Origin of the sequence: Flammeovirga pectinis (assembly GCF_003970675.1) — a bacterium.
In the GTDB taxonomy this organism is placed as follows: domain Bacteria; phylum Bacteroidota; class Bacteroidia; order Cytophagales; family Flammeovirgaceae; genus Flammeovirga; species Flammeovirga pectinis.
This window is the reverse complement of sequence record NZ_CP034563.1, coordinates 1,143,135-1,162,764: the sequence shown is the minus strand read 5'-3', so window position 1 is coordinate 1,162,764 and position 19,630 is coordinate 1,143,135. Positions and strand designations below refer to the sequence as shown.

Genomic DNA, 19,630 nt, shown 5'->3' with positions numbered 1-19,630 from the left:
ATATATCTAAAAACTTTCAATTTTACCTATGAAGTTATACTCTTTTAAAACAATTAATTTAGCAACATTTATTGGAGGTCCTCTTGCAGGGGGAATTTTGATTTATCACAATTTTTCAAAGTTAAACAAAGAAAAGGAAGCAAAACTGACAATAATTATCACATTAGCATTTTCAATAATACTGTTCTCATTTTTATTTCTAGCTTCTGATAAAATATTATCAGATATTCCAAAACAAATAATCCCTTTATTTTATACTATAATTATTTCCTTAATTGTAGAAAGATATCAAAATAAGGATTTGTTGGAGTTTTTTAATAATGGAGGAGAAAAACAGTCAATTTGGAAAGGTTTAGGTATAAGCTTAATTGGTGTCATTTCTATTTTAATTTTATTGTTTATATTTTCATTTCTAACTCCACCTTTTGAAGGAGAAAAATACAATTACGATGCTAGTGGTAATACAATTTATTATAATGGAACATATAATAATAATTATAAATACTTAGGAGATGAACTTATGAAACATGGTTTCTTCAATGATTCAGGGAATGGAGCTGTCTTATTAAAAGACAACATTGAAAGCTATGAATTACAAATTCCAGTATTCAATATATATTGGGAAGACACTGAAAATATTAATTTCTTTAAAAGGTTCGAATTATATCTATCTAGTCAAGTTTTAATGAAGAGAACGGAAATAATTTTGGTTCATGATGGATTTAATGGTCGAGAATATAAAGAGATAATATAAAAAGTACACAACATCAACTAAATCTGCATATCGGCCGATACGTCCGCTTCGCAGTTTAGTCAACGCGTTGTGCTTCATGTACCAAACTAATTACAAGCTTGAGAAAACTATTATTCATATTAATAATTGAACTATTAGGTTTAAACTATTGTATTGCTCAGGAAAATGAGTTGAAAGTAATCTATTCTAAAATAGCAAAACCTTCAGATGATGAATATGTTTCAAAACTTATAGATCAAATCAATGGCGAATTTTGGGGTTATCATTCTGGTTTAATTGGGACTGCTTCCGCTAGTTCAACTTTAAAAGAAAATGAAAATCTAAATTATTCAGTTAATAACTTATCTGATTTGAACTTAACAACAGCATGGGTTGAAGGAGAAGAAGGTAATGGAATCGGAGAAAGTTTTTCATTTCAGTTCAATTGGAAAAACTCATATGAAGGTTATGGTAAAGTTTATTGCTTCTCAGGAATAATTGAAGTTTTTAACGGTTATTGTAAGTCTGAAAAGTTGTGGTTAGAAAATGGAAGAATAAAACAATTAAAGATGTATCTTAATAACTATCCTGTTTGTCTTATTGAACTTTCAGATAGTTGGCAATATCAAAAAGTGAATATTCAAGAATTTTTTAAAAGCGAATATAATCTAAATGGAAAATTCACATTAAAAGACAATGACGTCTTAAAATTCGAAATTATAGAACTGTACCCTGGAACCAAATACAATGATGTCTGTTTATCAGAATTTGTTTTTGAAAGTCCAGCAAATTAAAATCACGAAAGCACAACATCAACTAAATCTGCATATCGGCCGACACGTCCTCTTCGCAGTTTAGTCAGTGCCGTTGTGTGCAAGTTGAAAAATGAATTACAAAAAGAATAAAATAGAACTTGAAGAAAATGGATATTCAGTATTAGCTGACTTGTATTCAGACAACGAATTAAGCGAAATTTTAGCTTGTATCGAAAATGCTGAACAGGACGGAAATTCGTTTATGAAAACAAAGGACTTGTTTGCAATTAGACAATTAATTAAAAATGTGCCTGAATTAAGTAGTCTCTTGTTTAACAGAAAACTGATTGATTTAATTTCTAACCTTTCCGAATCCCAATATTTCCTGACAAAAGCCATTTATTTTGACAAACCAAGCGAATCGAATTGGTTCGTTGCTTATCACCAAGATTTGAGCATATCAGTTAATCAAAAAGCCGATTTGGAAAATTATGTGAATTGGACTTTTAAAAAAGGACAATTCGGAGTTCAACCACCGATTGAGATTTTAAAAGACACAATAACCATTCGAATTCATTTGGACAAAACGGACAAAAATAATGGAGCTTTAAAAGTAATTCCGAAATCTCACTTAAATGGAATAATTCGTGCTGACTCAAAAGATTGGAATTTAGAAAATGAATTTATCTGTGAAGTAGAAAAAGGTGGAGTAATGTTAATGAAACCTCTGACTTTACATGCTTCGAATAGAACCACAAACGGAAAGAAAAGGCGAGTAATACATTTAGAGTTTAATCGACATAATCTAACCGAACCGCTGGCTTGGTTGGAACATTATGGAATAAAAAAAGCCAGCACACAACAATTTGTATAGTTCATTTGCTCCCTTCGGGCAGCAAACGCACCATACAAGAAACGTTAACCACAATTATTATCAAGTAAATAGCATATAGAAACAATACAATATAATGGAAGCAAAATATTCTCTTGAATGGCTAAAAATTAAAGAGGAATCAAATACGTCAATAAAGTTTTTATTCTTTTGGGGTCATACACAAAATCATAAAGAAGAAGTAGGAAACTTTTGTTTTAGTCAATGGTATGAAAGCTCTTTTACAATAAAAGGTATTACTTACTTGACTACCGAACATTGGATGATGGCCGAAAAAGCTAGATTATTTGGCGATGAAATAGTGTATCAACAAATCATTAATTGTCAAAAACCTGGAGAAGCAAAAGATCTAGGTAGACAAGTAAAAAACTTTGACGAAGAGGTATGGAAAAAGTATCGTTATGAGATTGTAAAAATTGGCAATATTTATAAATTTACTGAACATAAGAAAATGGGAGAATATCTTCTAAATACGCAATCAAGAGTATTGGTTGAAGCTAGTCCTGTAGATACAATTTGGGGTATTGGTTTAACAAAAGATAGTGATTCTTCCAGAAATGTCCACTTTTGGCGAGGCTTAAATTTATTAGGCTTTGCATTAATGGAAACAAGAGATTTTATAAAAGATAATGGATTTGAAATACCTCCATCTTTAGATTTAACATCTTCTCTTAATTATTAAACTATTACTTAACTTTAACTGTGGTTAACATCAACTAAATTAGCATATCGGCCGACACGTCCTCTACGCTATTTAGTCAACCCGTTATACTGTATAATCTATGCGAGTGCATCTGCATAATGCACGTAGGTTGTAAACTTCAAGTTTTCAATCACGGGTGATTCACCCGCAGAAAGTATTAGTTATTATGGTTCTCATTTTTTGCAGTCGTGCGATTCGCACGGTTTATTATGAATAAAAATTGGAACAGGAGTGAAGTCATTTCTGTCTGAAGAATTAAACTAATAGAAAGGATATTTTTCAACACGAAATTGGTCAAAAGTCAATTCACTTTTCAATTAAGTCAGAGTATTAAAAATTGGTTTAGTCTTTCAACGTTCAGTTTAATTTTAGATTTTTCTCAATTAATCATGTTCACGTTTGGTAAAACTTTTAAGTCTCAGTACTTTCAGAATACAATTAGAAATACGAAAATATACACAGTATAACATCAACTAAATTAGCATATCGGCCGACACGTCCTCTACGCAATTTAGTCAGTGCGTTGTAAATAATGCGTAAGTCCAACCAAAATCTCAAAATTTGATATTAAAAAAAAATGACTACTAAGAAAGTAATCTTTACTGTTTTTACTCTTCAAATTGGGTTGTATTTACTAATTGGAGATTCTATACTAGAAAAACAAATATTTAATGAATTTAAAGAGTTCAATAATAGAAGACTTTCAAATAAATATAATGTTGAAAATGATTCTATTTGGAATAGTTTCTATTTTACATCATGTAGAAATGAGTTTTTTAATGACATTGAAAAGGTTGAAAAAATTGTAGGAGAAACTAATCCTAAAAGATATAAAAAGAGTAATTCTGTTAAAGTTCAAAAGTCGGATTTTTTCAGAAATCATCTGGAGTTTTATAATGAAAAAATTAAAGAAGAGAATGCTTACAATTACATTCGCTTTGCAGCTTGTAAAATTAATGAAATCCCTTTTTTTTACACAAAAGTTGAGTTAGTAGAGAGCTTTTCAACTCATAAAGATTATCACGCCATGTTTTACAATGAACAAATGTTGAATTATAAGGTAGAATATATTTGGATAATTTTTAAATGGGTTAGAATTAAAAAAATAAATGAAACAAATTAAAAGCACTATTTACAATAATTAGGGCTTAGATTGGCTTGAAAGGCCAAAATTTAAGCCCTAGTTGAACAAAGGCGTTGTTTGCTTGAAATACATTTCCCTGTATGGGAGTTAGGATAGACTTTTCATTTTCATGAGAGGTCTTTTTTAATGCATAGTTTTTTTTGAGATAGCTATAATCTCATTTTCTTCTTCATTTATTACTTTTTCAAGAAGATTAGATTCCCCAACTTAATGAGAAATTAGTATTTTCATCAAGTTTGGGGTGTATGCCTCTGGGCTTACTTTCATAAGCAAAAAAATGAAGTAAAAATCTATTACTTTAAATTGTTTTCCGTTACATTCTGCTGATTTGGTGGAGCTCTTTGAGAAGCAAATCGAGGCATTATAACCATCTCTCTTTTACCACAACAAGTACATAAAAGAGGATCATACCCTAGTTTTTCTTTTGACAGTTTAATCCAATCCCATTCTTTTATTTTCGGAGTTTCTTGTCCGATTGATTTTCTTATTTTTTCAATCTTTACTTTCTTGATTGCTCCATTGTAAAAGCCAAAATGTCTGATTCTTCTAAACCCTTTTGGAAGTAGATGTTGCGTATATCTTCTAATGAATTCTACATCCGAAAGCGTCATTTCATTTTTCTTCGCACCATTTCTGTAATCTTTGTAAGAGAAGGTGACTTTCTTGTCAGAATAGTGCAATAATCTATGATTAGAGATGGCAGTTTTATGGGTATATCTCCCTAAGTATTCAATGATTTGTTTTGCACCGCCAAAAGGTCTTTTTGCATAGACGACCCATTCTTTTTCAAAACATTTTCTAGCTATTTCAGCAGTGAAAAAAGAATATAAATGAGCATCTTTTCGTATTAATGCTAAAAGTTTCGCTCTAAACATTTTAGCAAGTCCTTTAGCACTGAAAAGGTATTTTCCTGTTTTGTCACTTCCTTTCCAATGTTTTCCATTTACTAATGCACCACCTGGAATAATGCAATGCAGGTGAGGGTGCAAACTTAAGTTTTGTCCCCAAGTATGCAGTACTGCAATCATGCCCATTTCACCCTTGAGTGTACTTTCTCCAAAAGTTTTAAGGGTATTCCAAGTCGCCTTGAAAAGAAGAGTATACATCTTTTCGGGGTTGTGTAAACAGAGGTCATTTAGCACATGCGGAATAGTAAAAACAGTATGAAAATAAGGTACATTTAAGACTTCTTCTTCTCTTTTTGTAATCCATTTTTCTCTATAGGTTGCCTGACATTTAGGGCAGTTTCTATTCCTGCAACTATTATAAGAGATGCGGATTTCCTTACAGTTTCCACAATGATCAATATGTCTACCAAGTTTTGCCGTTCTACATAAAGTCATGGCGTGTAAATCCTTTTTTTGTGTAGCCAGAAATTGAGTAGAATGCCTCCAAAAAGATTGAGAATGAAGAATCTCAGCAATCTCAATTTTTGGTTTCATAGATTTTATCAAAAGGAGAAAAGGAATTGGATTTTTTTACGGTAGCTAGATTGAGGTAAAGCATGGTTGTTTGTAAAGCTTCATGCCCCAAAAGTTCTTTTAAAGTAAAAGGATCCATGCCCATTTCAATACAATGTGTAGCATAGGTATGTCTTAAAGTATGAATGGTTACTCTTTTTTTGATATTGGTTTTCTTCAAAGTTTCTCTGAATAATGATCCGATGGAATTTGTAGCCAAGTGTTTATTGGAGTCGTATCCTTCAAATAACCATAACTTTGGTCTTACGTGTTTTAGATACTTTTCTAATCCAACTTTCATAGTTTTAGAGAGAGGAACAATTCTATTCTTACTGTATTTTGTATCGCGTATATATATTGTCATACGATCAAAATCTAAATCAGCTACTTTAAGTCGGGCGACTTCTCTTATTCTGAGTCCTGCTGAGTAGGTTAAAGCAAATAACACACGGTGTTTTAAATATTTAGGTGTTTTGAAAATGATTTTACATTCTTCCACAGAGAGAATATCAGGGATAGTATCATTTCGTTTCAAAGAGGGTAATTGTATGGCCCGATCATCTCTGTCACTTAATCTAAAGACATATCTTAAAGCATAGACATAATGTTTAAAGATTGTGTAAGAAGTGTTTTGTTTTTCTTTGAGAAGAAGCAGATAATCATTAATTTGATCGTCGGAAAGTTCAAGTGGAATCTTTTTAAAATACAATGAGATACTAGCGATAGTACGGATGTAGTTTTGAAAAGTAGAAGAAGATTTTCCACTGAGTGTCATGTTTTGATACACTTGATCAAACATGTTTTTGAAATCAGGAACAACACGTTTCGCTTTTTCGACTATTGTCTCTTTTTTTTCATCTTAGTAAACTATAATTTAAAAACTCAATTAAGTTCTAAAGGTAAGAGATTGTGGGCTTTAGCTAGCGAAGCTTTTGTTCAACATCAGCTAAAACTCCAAGTCTCGGTCGACGAGACCTCGCTCGCAGTTTAGCAATTTCGTTATACTGTATAATCTATGCGAGTGCATCTGCATAATACACGTAGGTTGTAAACTTCAAGTTTTCAATCACGGGTGATTCACCCGCAGAAAGCATTATTTATTATGGTTCTCATTTTTTGCAGTCGTGCGATTCGCACGGTATAGTATGAATAAAAATTGAAACAGGAGTGAAGTCATTTCTGTCTGAGGAATTAAACTAATAGAAAGGATATTTTTCAACACGAAATTGGTCAAAAGTCAATTCACTTTTCAATTAAGTCAGAGTATTAAAAATTGGTTTAGTCTTTCAACGTTCAGCTTAATTTTAGATTTTTCTCAATTAATCATGTTCACGTTTGGTAAAACTTTTAAGTCTCAGTACTTTCAGAATACAATTAGAAATACAAAAATATACACAGTATAACATCAACTAAATCTGCATATCGGCCGACACGTCCGCTTCGCAGTTTAGTCAATTCGTTAGCAACTATTGTCTTTCAAAATAACTTTCTATTAAAATGATAAATAATCTGATTCTACTTTTTGCATTTATACTTTTACTTCAAGGTTGTATTGAAAAATCAAAACATAAAATCAAATCAAAAAATTTAGATATATCTCAGGAAATAGTTTTAGAAAGGAATACTTTAAAAAATAAACCACTTAAAGAAATTCAAAAAAAAGATGTAGAATTAGATAAAGTTAATAGTAAGCCTATGGATTCCAATGACCTTGAATTTCTTATTGGTTATATTAAAGATACTACACCTTTAAGACTCATGAAATTAAATTACGAGGAAGTGTTTTCTTTTAATAAACAACTAAAAAATCTTCCACCTGAACTCCTGTCTCATATAAAAGGTGAACCATTAGGAAAGGATTTACTTAAATTTGACGATTATAATTCATTCTACTTAATAGACCACTTTGTAGTAGGTAACTATTTTTATTTTAGGATCATTGAAGAAGATGAGGTTTGCTGTAGAACAATGTTTCTCATATCAATAGATACAAAAGATTATATAATAAAGAATATTTTTAATTTTGGTATTTATGGAGGAGATGGAGGTTGGCATACAACTTCTTCAGAAAATTGGAAAACTGATTCAACCCTATATGTTGTAGAAAAGAATATCTTTGATGAAGATTTATCTGAAGGAGGTTACGAAAGAAAAACAGAGACTAATCATTATACTTATTCAATAAGTAACGGCAACCTAGCAATAACCTTTTTAGATAGTATTATCACTGAAGAAATTATTAATTAAAATAGTCACAGTTGCTAACATCAACTAAATCTGCATATCGGCCGACACGTCCTCTTCGCAGTTTAGTCAAAGCGTTATACTGTATAATCTATGCGAGTGCATCTGCATAATGCACGTAGGTTGCAAACTTCAAGTTTTCAATCACGGGTGATTCACCCGCAGAAAGCATTAGTTATTATGGTTCACATTTTTTGCAGTCGTGCGATTCGCACGGTTTAGTATGAATAAAAATTGAAACAGGAGTGAAGTCATTTCTGTCTGAAGAATTAAACTAATAGAAAGGATATTTTTCAACACGAAATTGGTCAAAAGTCAATTCACTTTTCAATTAAGTCAGAGTATTAAAAATTGGTTTAGTCTTTCAACGTTCAGTTTAATTTTAGATTTTTCTCAATTAATCATGTTCACGTTTGGTAAAACTTTTAAGTCTCAGTACTTTCAGAATACAATTAGAAATACAAAAATATACACAGTATAACATCAACTAAATTAGCATATCGGCCGACACGTCCTCTACGCAATTTAGTCAGTGCGTTATGCTGTATAATCTATGCGAGTTCATCTGCATAATGCACGTAGGTTGTAAACTTCAAGTTTTCAATCACGGGTGATTCACCCGCAGAAAGCATTAGTTATTATGTTTCTCATTTTTTGCAGTCGTGCGATTCGCACGGTATAGTATGAATAAAAATTGAAACAGGAGTGAAGTCATTTCTGTATGAAGAATTAAACGATTAGAAAGGATGTTTCTCAACACGAAATTGGTCAAAAGTCAATTCACTTTTCAATTAAGTCAGAGTATTAAAAATTGGTTTAGTCTTTCAACGTTCAGTTTAATTTTAGATTTTTTGTCAATTAATCATGTTCACGTTTGGTAAAACTTTTAAGTCTCAGTACTTTCAGAATACAATTAGAAACACAAAAATATACACAGCATAACATCAACTAAATTAGCATATCGGCCGACACGTCCTCTACGCAATTTAGTCAGTGCGTTATACTGTATAATCTATGTGAGTGCATCTGCATAATGCACGTAGGTTTTAAACTTCAAGTTTTCAATCACGGGTGATTCACCCGCAGAAAGCATTAGTTATTATCGTTCTCATTTTTTGCAGTCGTGCGATTCGCACGGTTTAGTATGAATAAAAATTGGAACAGGAGTGAAGTCATTTCTGTCTGAAGAATTAAACTAATAGAAAGGATATTTTTCAACACGAAATTGGTCAAAAGTCAATTCACTTTTCAATTAAGTCAGAGTATTAAAAATTGGTTTAGTCTTTCAACGTTCAGCTTAATTTTAGATTTTTCTCAATTAATCATGTTCACGTTTGGTAAAACTTTTAAGTCTCAGTACTTTCATAATACAATTAGAAATACAAAAATATACACAGTATAATCGAGTAGACCGCCCCGTCAGTAAGAACTGACAGGGAGAGCCTCTCACACCACCGTACGTACGGGTCTCGTATACGGCGGTTGGCTACTTTTCGGTTGTCTTAGTGTAAATATCTATCATAGAAATGTAGCCTCTTTGTCTTAACCTACCCAACGTAATTGTTGTGTTAAGAATAGGACTTTGAGCTACAGCCCAACCACCTTTTCGCGTTCGACTCCATGCATATGCCTGACCTTGAGGAATACCTAAACGGATTAAGTTTTTACGCTTACGTTCGGGTTTCTTCCAGTCGTGCCAAATGCAGTAACGAAGCCTATTTCGAAGCCATTCGTCTAACTTTTTAAGTTTCAACTTGATGCTTCCTAGCTTAAAATAATTCACCCATCCACGTTGCACTTCTAGAAGTTTCTTGATGCGTTCGTCAAAACGCATAGGTTTGGTTTTACAAGTGACCTCTTTTAGAGAATATTTCAATCTTTCCCATGCTTTTTGTTTTGCCACTAACTGAAATTTCCCTTTAGCACCCTTCTTATAACTAGGAACAAAAGTGTAGCCGAGTACCTCAAATTGATGCGGTTTCCTTAGCCCACTTTTCTCTCTATTTATTGGAAGTTTTAGATGTTCTTTTAGAAAACAATAGATACTATTTCCTACACGTTTGGCTGCTTTTGCAGACTTTGTGTAGATACTGAAATCATCAGCAAATCGTATAAAAAGTAAACCTCTAGCTTCTAGAATTTGATCCAATTCATGTAAGACAATATTAGAAAGTAACGGACTTAATGGGCCTCCTTGAGGAACACCTTTTCGTCTTTTCTGTAATTTCCCTTGAATTAAAATAGGAGCTCTTAGAAACTTTCGAAGTAATTTCATGACCATTGAGCATTTTACTTTTCTATAGACTAGTTCTAGTAAAATACTATGATCTACTTCGTCGAAGAAACTTTTCAGATCAATATCTATAATTTTCTGATAGCCATTATTGATATAAGCTAGTGATGTTTGAAGTGCTTGATGTGCACTTTTATTGGGTCTAAATCCATAACTATGTGTAGAAAAATCTTTATCAAAAATAGGAGATAATACCTGGAGCATTGCTTGTTGAATAAGTCGATCCTCAACAGTAGGAATACCAAGAAGTCGCTTCTTGCCATTAGGTTTTGGAATTTCCACACCTTTTATAGGTTGTGGAAGAAACCGACCTTCTAGTAGAAGTTGCTTTTTGATAGGCCATGTCTTGTTAAGGTGAAAGTGCAATCTAACGAGGGTCATTCCATCGACACCAGCACCACCGCCATTACTAAAAACACGCTTATAAGCGTTATACATGTTTACTTTTGATACAACTTTTTCTATCATAATCTACATTAAAATTCCTAGTCTCTCTTCTTTAAGGCTAGCAAGAAATTCCACTGCTGTGTCAACATTTCTTGCCTCCATTAAAAATTTGAGACACTGTAACCTTCAGTCCTTCAGTAAGGTGAGTTCTCCGAAACTTGTCGGTACTTTTATTACCTACTACGACCTCGGCTGACTTCTCTTGTTGAATCTGCAACGAAGAGATCTCCCCAAGTAAGGACACCTTCTTTCCATTGATCACTGCTATATCTACATCATTAAGCCACAGCATAGTCGTGGAGCTAGATCGCCTTTGGACTTCACAAAGATGTGCTTGCTCATCCCATTAATGATGCCTCTTATGTCTCGCTTTGCGATATACTTTCAAACTCTCGTTCTCAGGAATGTTTGTCAATACCAACTTTTGCCGTTTGACTTACTTCAGTGCATTCCTCACGGAAAACCACCTTGTCACTTGCTAATGCTTCGGGATCGTATCCCTGTAAGTATTAACCCAAAACTGCAACACCCTATTACTTAAAAAGTGCAGCACTAATCGAAATTAAATTTGAATAGTATTTACTTTTTGTAGATACTTAAATGTGATTAGTATGAATAAAAAAGCTGCAGTAATCGTAGGTTACTACACCAATGGAAAATCAAAAAGAAGCTTAGCTCGTGAGCTGGGTCTTAACTTTAGAACAGTCAAAAAATATATTGATGAACATGAAGTTCTTCAACAATCAGGAACCAATATATTAAGTGCTCCTCAATATCGGGAAATCACCTCTCGTCCCAAGAAAAGATTAACAGTAGAAGTAGTTGAAGATATTGCAGATTGTTTGAATAGAAACAAAGAGAATAGACAGAAAGGGCGTTCTAAACAACTCATGAATAAGCATGACATTTATGAGTATTTACAGCAAAAAGGGCACCTCATTGGGTATACTACTGTTTGTAATTATGTTCGTAAACAAGAGCAATCCAACCACCAGAAAATCTACCTTAAACAGTCTTATCAGGCAGGAGAAAATATTGAGTTTGATTGGGGTGAAGTTCGTCTTGAACTAGGTGGGCAGGAAAGAAGGCTACAGATGGCTGTATTTACGAATAAGTATAGCAATTACCGTTGGGCTTACTTATTCTACCGTCAGGATATGCAGAGCTTTCTAGAAAGTCATAATCTGTTTCTTTATCATATTGGAGGTGTTCCGAAAGAAATTGTTTACGATAATATGAGAGTTGCTGTTAAGAAATATTCCTATAATCCTAAAGAGAAAATTGCCACAGATGAGCTCTTGAAACTATCTGCTTATTATCAGTTTCAATATCGCTTTTGTAATGCTTATAGTGGTAATGAAAAAGGAAATGTAGAACGTAGTGTTGAGTATATCCGTAGAAAATCGTTTAGTCTGTCAACAAAATTTGATGATTTAGAGAAGGCGAATCTCCATTTAGAACAACAACTTATTCTACTTAATAATAAGCCCCCTAAAGCACAAAAAGAAGTAGCAGAAGTTCTCTTAAAAGAAGAACTAAACTATATGCGATCAGTTCCTGTAACAGCTTACCAAACTGCTATTTTAAAGAAGTTAGCGATCAATAAATACCATTGTGTTTATTTGGATAGTAATCATTATTCCATTCCCGAAAAGCTAAAAAGAAAGTACGTCACTTTAAAAATAGAAACGTCAAGATTTCATGTTTTAGATGACAAAGAGCAAATCATTGTCACTAAAATGAGGCATCACACTAAAAATCAATGGTATATTGATATTTATGACTACTTGAATACCTTCTCTAAAAAACCAGGGGCTTTGGCTCACTCAAGTGCATTACAACAAGTACAAACAGGTTTTAAAACACTTTATCATCAGTTTTTTAAAGGAAATGAAAAGGAATACATACAAGTACTCCAATGGATGCGTACAGAGAAGATTAGCATTAAAGAGTTGGAAGAGAAAATAGAGTTTTACCAGCAGAAAGCACCTCAAAGTAAAATCGATTATGCTCTTTTACAAATGCTTTATAGTGCAGAAACCCCATCTGCTGTCACTTCTAAAGAGGATGAAATAGAACAGTATAGTGAACGGCTATTATTAGCACATTCTCAAATGAATACTTCTTCATTACAAAACTAAAATAAAAAGATGAAATCAATACATCACAAAGACCGTATCGCATTACTGACTAAAGATTTACGGTTGTCTATTATCAATAAAGAGTTTTCGAAAATAGCGAAGCAAGCTATTATTGAAAATAAAACATACGAAGATTTTTTATTAGAGCTGTTAGAGTTAGAGTATCATCATCGAATTGAAAGAAGACATAAGGAACGACTCAAAAGAGCTCATTTTCCTTCCATGAAATACCTCCATGATCTTGTGCTAAATGACTTACCCCAAGATGCTCAAGCCAAATTACCCTTGTTAAATGAACTTTCTTTTTTAGAAGAAAAGCAGAATGTAATTTTAGCGGGTAATCCTGGTACTGGAAAGACGCATATGGCAATAGGGTTAGGCGTAAAAGCATGCATGGAAGGCTACTCTGTTCTTTTCACTTCTGTGCCAAGATTAGTCACTCAGCTCAGAGAAGCTAAAGAAAGTAGAAGTCAAACAGTTTTTGAAAATAGATTCGAAAAATATGACCTTGTCATCTGTGATGAATTTGGATATATCTCCTTCGATAAGGCTTCGGCAGAAATGTTATTTTCATTACTTTCTATCAGAACAGATAATAAATCAACCATCATTACTACAAATTTAGGCTTCGATAGATGGACTGAAATTTTTCATGATAAAGTATTAACGGCTGCAATGGTAGACAGGTTAAATCACCAATCAATTTATATCAACATGAATGGAGAATCCTACAGAATGAAAAAAACAAAAGAAAATTTACTTGCAAATACTGAATAAAAGCCATTATTTTTGGTTTGAAAGTGCTGCACTTTTGAAGTAATAAGTGGTGTAGTTTTCGATTAATATATACAATCCCGCATATAAGGGACTTGCACCCTCTAGAAGATAATTTTATCTTTAAAATAAGACTGTGCCTATTTTGGATACACACAATAGCTAAAACTTCATGGTTGCCCAATGTTTTCACGCTCGTAGTTTAGCATTTAAATTGGCAATAATTAAAAAAACTGTACATTGTTATTAAATAAAACCTAAATAGATCGTAAGAGATGAATGAAAATACAAGAAAAAAAAGTCGACTTAATGATGTTCAGAATTAATGCTCATGGTTTATACTATTAGACTACAGTACATGAAATTTTTAGTACCACCTTTCTTAAGGGATAACCATAATACACTAAATAGTAAATTGACAAAGAAGGTTAATTTCCCAAATAGAGAATAAGATATACTGTATATTAAGTGTTTTTAATAACAATACTTCGGTAATTTTTTCAAAATCCCTATAAAACATAAAAAGCTGTATTTTTGAAGTCCTACCAACAAAAAACAGCTAATTATGGAAAGCAGAGCTTTCATAGGACCAATATTATCAAAAATGTCTGACTTAAGAAAAAGTAAAGTCAACTTTTTAACAGAATGTTTTATACTCTTCTTGAGTATCAAGGGGAAAATTAATTTTCTTCAGTTATCAAGGTATGGTTCATATAGTGAAAAAACTTACCGAAATAATTTCGAATCAGGTTTTTCTTTTTCAGAATTTAATCATCATTTGATCAATGAACATTGTGGTGATGAAAAAATAATAGCTTTCGATCCTGTTTACCTCAGTAAAAGTGGTAAGAAAACCTATGGTTTAGGGAAATATTGGTCCGGATGTGCTGGTAAAGCTCAAAAAGGATTGGATTTATCAGGTATTGGAATTGTTGATGTAGAAAGTCGTAATGCCTTTCATTATGATGCAATCCAAACGCCTTCAATTACAGAATTAAAGGAGAAAGGCATGAGTTTAGTTGACCATTATGCATCCACTTTGCTTACACATAAAGAGCAATTATTGACGCATTCTAAGTATGTTGTAGCTGATGCTTATTTTGCAAAAGAAAAGTTTGTTCGACCATTAGATGAGGCTGGCTTTACTGTACTTAGTCGATTTAGAGGTGATATGAATGCAAGGTATTTATTTGAAGGACCAAAAACAGGAAAACGCGGTAGACCTAAAAAATTCAACGGAAAAGTAGACTGGAAAAATATTGATCTCGATATTTTTCAGTTAGAAGATGATACAGACTTATATTATTTGTACTCTGCAAAAATTTATAGCGTTGCTTTAAAAAGAGAAGTAATGATTGCACTTGTTCAATTTAAAAATCAAAAGCTCAAGCAAAAAATATTCTTTTCAACAGATCTAAATCAAGAGGCCTTCCAAATTTTCAATTATTACAGATTACGTTTTCACATAGAATTTCTTTTTCGAGATGCAAAACAGCATACAAGTCTTACAGGTTGTCAAGGAATAAGTAAAAATAAAATTCATTTTCATACTAATATGGCACTTACTTCTGTCTCAATTGCTAAGGCTTTTCATTGGATCAATCAAGAAAAAAAGGAAAGAGGACCCTTTTCAATGGCTAACATAAAAACACTCTATTTCAATGAGTTAATACTAAAAAAGATTTTTAGTGTATTTCGAATTGATGTAGATGTTGAAAAAAATAAACAGCAATTTGAGATGATTCGAAAATTAGGTCAAATTGCTGCTTGAAAAATATATTATTTTACCGAAGTATTGTAATAAAGTACTTATTGATAAACCTGTTTTTATGTTTTTAGAGTATGAAATTTTAATTAAACTTGGATGATAGTTTCATTAAATTCAAACTAATATTCTTTTCCTATAATCTATATGAAGTTAATTAAATACAGTATTAAAGACTGGGTGGTACTCGGAAAAATTGAATTTTTATCCCCTAAAAAAATTACTGATGAATTAATAGATGAAGCAAGAATTGTGTATGTTGTTAATGGTGAATCTCATTTATATTCTGCCAATAAAGATATTGAGTTGATTACTGGAGATACATTGATAATGAAGACGGATAACTTTATTAATACTTGGCTTGAAAATCCTAATAATGAAACTACCGTTGTTATTGTTTTTCAACTTACATCTGCTTTGTTACATCATATTTATAATAATGATCTACCTAATTGGTTTGTAGAAGTAGACCATAATTATAATCAATCAATTGTTAAAGTAGATAATCACGCTTTAATAACTTCTTACTTTACTTCCCTTCAACTTTATATAGAAAATAATGATGTTTTTACAGAAGATATCATCAATATAAAAATTAAAGAACTGATTTCAATTCTCATTAATACAGACAAATCTGGAGATACAAAAAGCATATTTGGTAATTTATTTAGAGCAAAAGAATATGAGTTTAAAGAGATAATAGCTAAAAATATATTTGAAGAACTTAATATCGAAGACTTAGCTTTTCTTTGTTCACTAAGTGTATCCTCTTTTAAACGAAAGTTTCAATCAGTTTTCGGAACATCACCAAATAAATACATTACATCTAAACGTTTAGATAAAGCACAAACATTATTAAAAACAACATCACGAACCATATCAGAAATTGCCTATGATTGTGGATTCAGTGATGTGAGTTACTTTTCCAAATCTTATAAAAAATATTATAATTCGTCGCCATCAGAATTAAGGAAATAGCCATTGAACCAATACTTCTAATACTTGAGCTATTAATACCACAGTGTGCTTAGAATTGTGTAGATATTTGTACTGTACCAAAAAACAATTACAAATGAAAACAATGCTAACTTTTACCTTAACGGTATTACTTTCTGGAAACTTGTTTGCCCAAACCCAGTCTTTTACTGTTACTAGAGAAATTGCAGTTTCTACAGATTCTGTTTGGACTATAGTTGGAGAAAATTATGCTGATATAGCAAAATCACATCCTCAACTTTCAGCATCTCATTATGTTGAAGGTACACCTTTGAATGGAGAGGGTTGTGAACGATTATGTAGCTTTTCTGATAATGGTAAGAAATTCACAAGAGAAAGAATGACTGAATATAATGAAGAGGAATACTCTTTTAAAGCAGAAATTCTTGGTGTTAATGGCTTACCTATTGATACAACTCAAAGTTATATGCTCTATAATTTAGAAGTAATTAATGATACTGCTACAACAATTTCTCTAACCATGGTTTATAGAACTAATCCTGCTTTTTTAGGTATGCTTGCCAAAGGAAAGTTTAAAAAAGGTATTGAAGATTATGCAATAGCTATACAGCATTACGCTTTAACTGGAGAAGAGGTTAACCCAGAAAATTTCAAACGAATTAAAAAATTATATAACTAAGATGGAATCAAAAATTAAAAACGCGTCTATTCTAATTACTGGTGCAAATGGAGGTATTGGTATTGAAACTGTGAAAATTCTATTAGAAAAAGGAGCTAAGAGAATTGTACTCGCTTGTAGAACACAACAAAAAGCAGATGATTTGAGGACTTCTTTAAAATTAAATAATACTCTAGATGCAAGAGGAGGTTTTGATATGCAAAGTAAAGAGGCAATTGTATCTGCTGTTACAAATCTACCTAAAAAGGAGAAATTTGATATTGTGTTTTTCCAAGCTGGTGGAATGATTGTTTCTGATGATTTCCAGTTTATTGAAAATAATAAAGGAAATAGAATTGAAAAAACCATATACCAGAATGTAATGGGTTCTTATATTACCTTGAAGGCATTATTACAAAATGATCTTATTGCTAGTGGTGGAAGAATAGTATTTGCAGGTGGAGAGGGTGCACGTGGTATAGAAGGTATGATTACAAAACCAGTATATGACTCTGTAGATGATCTTACTTCTGCAGTCTATAATGGAAAAGGTAAATATAAAGATATTGATGCTCTTGGTATTTCTAAATTTATGAGTGGCTTGTTAATTCAAGAATTAGCGGAACAAGATTTAGAACATGAATATATCTGGTTTTCTCCTGGTTTAACCGCTGGAACCAATGGATTAGTAAACGTACCTACTGTTAAACGTATAATATTTGAAAGAGTAGGCTTCCCTATGATGAAACTCTTTGGTATGGCACAAGGTCCAAAAGAAGCAGCACAAAAATATGCGGATTGCTTAGACGGGAAATATGGACAATCTGGTGATCTTATCGGTGCACCAGAAGGGAAGACAATAGGTAGGCTTGTAGATCAAAAACCTATGAATACAGGTCTTTCAAATCATTCATTTAGAAAGGCATTCTTACAAATTGCTGAAGAAGTAGCTTAATTTTTTCTAAGTTATCAGTTTATAAAAATGCAAAAATAAGAGGTTGAAAAAATTAATTTTTTCAACCTCTTATTTTTAATTGAAGTAGGTGTTAAATGTGTTGTATGATTCAATCAACTCAACAACTATTTCTTTTTGTTCATTAGGCTTAGTAGCCTTTGATAGACTATCAATAAGTTTCATATTTGGTACAAGCCATTTATGAAGCATCTCATGACTTTCTCCAGTCATAGTACAGCTTTTAATTAGAACATCGTTTTGATATTTTAAATCATTAGCTAGTTTATTATAGTCATTTTTTTGGTTAGAATTAAATATTAAAATTAACTCTTGAGATTTATCAATACTGCTTTTCATTTCAGTATCTACTTTCCATTTATTGCCTTCATTTAATGTAAGTACTTGTTTATTACTATTAGATTCAACCTTTGTACAAGATATTCCAATACATAAGCAAAACAGAATATAGAATAGGTTTTTCATACTGATTATTTAGCGTTTTAATTCTTAAAAATAGTGCACTACGCGATAGTAATATTTGAAACATTAACTACACGATTTGCGTCATCATTCTTAGTTAATGTTAATCTAATTACACTATCTTCTTTAGCTTTTAAATCATGAGGAACACCACCATCTAAGGCAAGGATTTTTCCTTCGTTTAAATCGAATACTTCATTTTGTACACCAAAATCTATATTCCCTTTTACAATCTGAACAACAATAGGATAAGAAGTTTTATGTTCCTTCATAACCGTACCTTTTTTCATTGCAATTCTTATTTCTTTTGTAAAAGCTGTTTCGAATAAAACCTTAATAAGTGGTTTTTTTTCATTGAATTCTAACTCTTCTTGGATGTCTGCAAATTTCATAATATTCTTTTTTTGATGTATTCTAAATTAATTTTTGATACACCAAAAGTACTATACTCAATGTATTAATTGTTTGATAAATATCAGTTTTTGAGTTGATTTATTACGATATAGTATACTATTCTTTTTGAAAAATGAACAGTACTGTATTCATGAAAATAAATATAAAAATGCAATGAAATTGAAATTAGCTAGTATAAGTTTTGTTTTATAAATTCACACTTAGTAAACCTCAAGACCATGAGTAATATGAAAATAGAAATTTAGGCAAATTAGAATGAGAACAAACGTAAGAGAATTATTAGCAAATGATATTTCATTAATAGCAGATTACTGGCTAAAATCTGACCATAACTATTTAGCATCTTTAGGGGTTGATGTATCTAAATTACCTGAACGTAAAGATTTGGTAAATATGTTAGAAACTCAACTAATGTTACCTAAGGTAGAGAAACAAAATTATGCACTTATATGGGAAGTTGATGGTAAAGATGTTGGACATTCCAATATCAACTTAATTAAATATGGAAAGTCTGCAAATATGCATTTACATATATGGAATACAGATATACGTAGAAAAGGAATAGGGTTAGCGTTACTGCAAAAGAGTCTTCCTTTTTATTTCAACAATTTTGACTTAGAGGTTTTAGACTGTTCTCCTTATGCAGAAAATGATGCACCAAATAAGACCTTAAAAAAAATTGGATTTACTTTTGTAAAAAAACATAGAACTATACCAGGATCACTTAATTTTGAACAAGAAGTTAACCATTGGGAAATAAGAAAAAAGGATTTTGAAAGGCTAACAATTAAGTGTTAATAAACGTATACAATAGT

18 protein-coding genes are annotated in these 19,630 nt (G+C 31.7%); 13 read left to right on the top strand and 5 right to left on the bottom strand.

Going from position 1 to position 19,630, the window contains the following annotated elements; all coding sequences use genetic code 11:
- Positions 1-28: 28 nt before the first annotated feature.
- The 5 genes from EI427_RS24565 (at position 29) to EI427_RS24545 (ending at position 4,206) form a co-directional block, all read left to right on the top strand.
- Positions 29-754, top strand: coding sequence for a hypothetical protein (locus EI427_RS24565; protein WP_126620053.1), 726 nt, complete (start codon positions 29-31; stop codon positions 752-754).
- Between the two features lie 98 nt (positions 755-852).
- Entirely contained in the window at positions 853-1,527 is a 675-nt protein-coding gene (locus tag EI427_RS24560) for an NADase-type glycan-binding domain-containing protein (protein WP_126620051.1), read from the top strand.
- Between the two features lie 91 nt (positions 1,528-1,618).
- Complete coding sequence (locus tag EI427_RS24555) at positions 1,619-2,362, top strand: phytanoyl-CoA dioxygenase family protein (protein ID WP_126620049.1); 744 nt, start codon at positions 1,619-1,621, stop codon at positions 2,360-2,362.
- Positions 2,363-2,456: 94 nt separating this feature from the next.
- Positions 2,457-3,062 (top strand): NADAR family protein, encoded by a 606-nt coding sequence (locus EI427_RS24550; RefSeq protein WP_126620047.1) that lies wholly within the window; start codon positions 2,457-2,459, stop codon positions 3,060-3,062.
- A gap of 598 nt (positions 3,063-3,660) precedes the next feature.
- A complete protein-coding gene (locus EI427_RS24545; RefSeq protein ID WP_126620045.1) occupies positions 3,661-4,206 on the top strand; it encodes a hypothetical protein in 546 nt (181 codons plus the stop codon).
- 314 nt (positions 4,207-4,520) lie between these two features.
- On the opposite strand, the gene EI427_RS24540 is transcribed toward EI427_RS24545, so the two are convergent.
- Both EI427_RS24540 and EI427_RS24535 read right to left on the bottom strand, forming a co-directional pair.
- The gene (locus EI427_RS24540) at positions 4,521-5,669 is read right to left on the bottom strand and encodes an IS91 family transposase (RefSeq protein ID WP_126620043.1); all 1,149 of its coding nucleotides are present in this window, start codon (positions 5,667-5,669) and stop codon (positions 4,521-4,523) included.
- Entirely contained in the window at positions 5,653-6,486 is an 834-nt protein-coding gene (locus tag EI427_RS24535) for a tyrosine-type recombinase/integrase (protein WP_126620041.1), read from the bottom strand. The genes EI427_RS24540 and EI427_RS24535 overlap by 17 nt, the downstream gene beginning before the upstream one ends.
- Positions 6,487-7,184: 698 nt before the next feature.
- Between EI427_RS24535 and EI427_RS24530 the strand changes: the two genes are divergently transcribed.
- Complete coding sequence (locus EI427_RS24530; RefSeq protein ID WP_126620039.1) at positions 7,185-7,934, top strand: hypothetical protein; 750 nt, start codon at positions 7,185-7,187, stop codon at positions 7,932-7,934.
- Positions 7,935-9,417: 1,483 nt separating this feature from the next.
- Here EI427_RS24530 and ltrA read toward each other — a convergent pair.
- A complete protein-coding gene (gene ltrA / locus EI427_RS24525; RefSeq protein ID WP_126620037.1) occupies positions 9,418-10,692 on the bottom strand; it encodes a group II intron reverse transcriptase/maturase in 1,275 nt (424 codons plus the stop codon).
- A 590-nt stretch (positions 10,693-11,282) separates the two neighbouring features.
- Here ltrA and istA point away from each other — a divergent pair.
- The 6 genes from istA (at position 11,283) to EI427_RS24490 (ending at position 17,921) form a co-directional block, all read left to right on the top strand.
- Entirely contained in the window at positions 11,283-12,812 is a 1,530-nt protein-coding gene (gene istA, locus EI427_RS24515) for an IS21 family transposase (protein WP_126618709.1), read from the top strand.
- Between the two features lie 9 nt (positions 12,813-12,821).
- Positions 12,822-13,589 carry an IS21-like element helper ATPase IstB gene (gene istB, locus EI427_RS24510; RefSeq protein WP_126618707.1) on the top strand — a complete coding sequence of 256 codons (768 nt, stop codon included), beginning with the start codon at positions 12,822-12,824 and terminating at the stop codon, positions 13,587-13,589.
- Positions 13,590-14,151: 562 nt separating this feature from the next.
- On the top strand, positions 14,152-15,357 hold the full coding sequence (locus EI427_RS24505) for a transposase (protein ID WP_126613266.1): 1,206 nt from the start codon (positions 14,152-14,154) through the stop codon (positions 15,355-15,357).
- A 141-nt stretch (positions 15,358-15,498) separates the two neighbouring features.
- Positions 15,499-16,329, top strand: coding sequence for a helix-turn-helix transcriptional regulator (locus EI427_RS24500; protein ID WP_126620033.1), 831 nt, complete (start codon positions 15,499-15,501; stop codon positions 16,327-16,329).
- Positions 16,330-16,423: 94 nt separating this feature from the next.
- Positions 16,424-16,987, top strand: a complete 564-nt coding sequence (locus tag EI427_RS24495; RefSeq protein ID WP_126620031.1) for an SRPBCC family protein — start codon at positions 16,424-16,426, stop codon at positions 16,985-16,987.
- Between the two features lies 1 nt (position 16,988).
- The gene (locus EI427_RS24490) at positions 16,989-17,921 is read left to right on the top strand and encodes an SDR family NAD(P)-dependent oxidoreductase (protein ID WP_126620029.1); all 933 of its coding nucleotides are present in this window, start codon (positions 16,989-16,991) and stop codon (positions 17,919-17,921) included.
- 75 nt (positions 17,922-17,996) lie between these two features.
- On the opposite strand, the gene EI427_RS24485 is transcribed toward EI427_RS24490, so the two are convergent.
- Complete coding sequence (locus EI427_RS24485) at positions 17,997-18,404, bottom strand: hypothetical protein (protein ID WP_126620027.1); 408 nt, start codon at positions 18,402-18,404, stop codon at positions 17,997-17,999.
- 38 nt (positions 18,405-18,442) lie between these two features.
- Positions 18,443-18,793, bottom strand: a complete 351-nt coding sequence (locus EI427_RS24480; RefSeq protein ID WP_126620025.1) for a cupin domain-containing protein — start codon at positions 18,791-18,793, stop codon at positions 18,443-18,445.
- Between the two features lie 277 nt (positions 18,794-19,070).
- Between EI427_RS24480 and EI427_RS24475 the strand changes: the two genes are divergently transcribed.
- Complete coding sequence (locus EI427_RS24475; RefSeq protein ID WP_126620024.1) at positions 19,071-19,613, top strand: GNAT family N-acetyltransferase; 543 nt, start codon at positions 19,071-19,073, stop codon at positions 19,611-19,613.
- Positions 19,614-19,630: the final 17 nt, after the last annotated feature.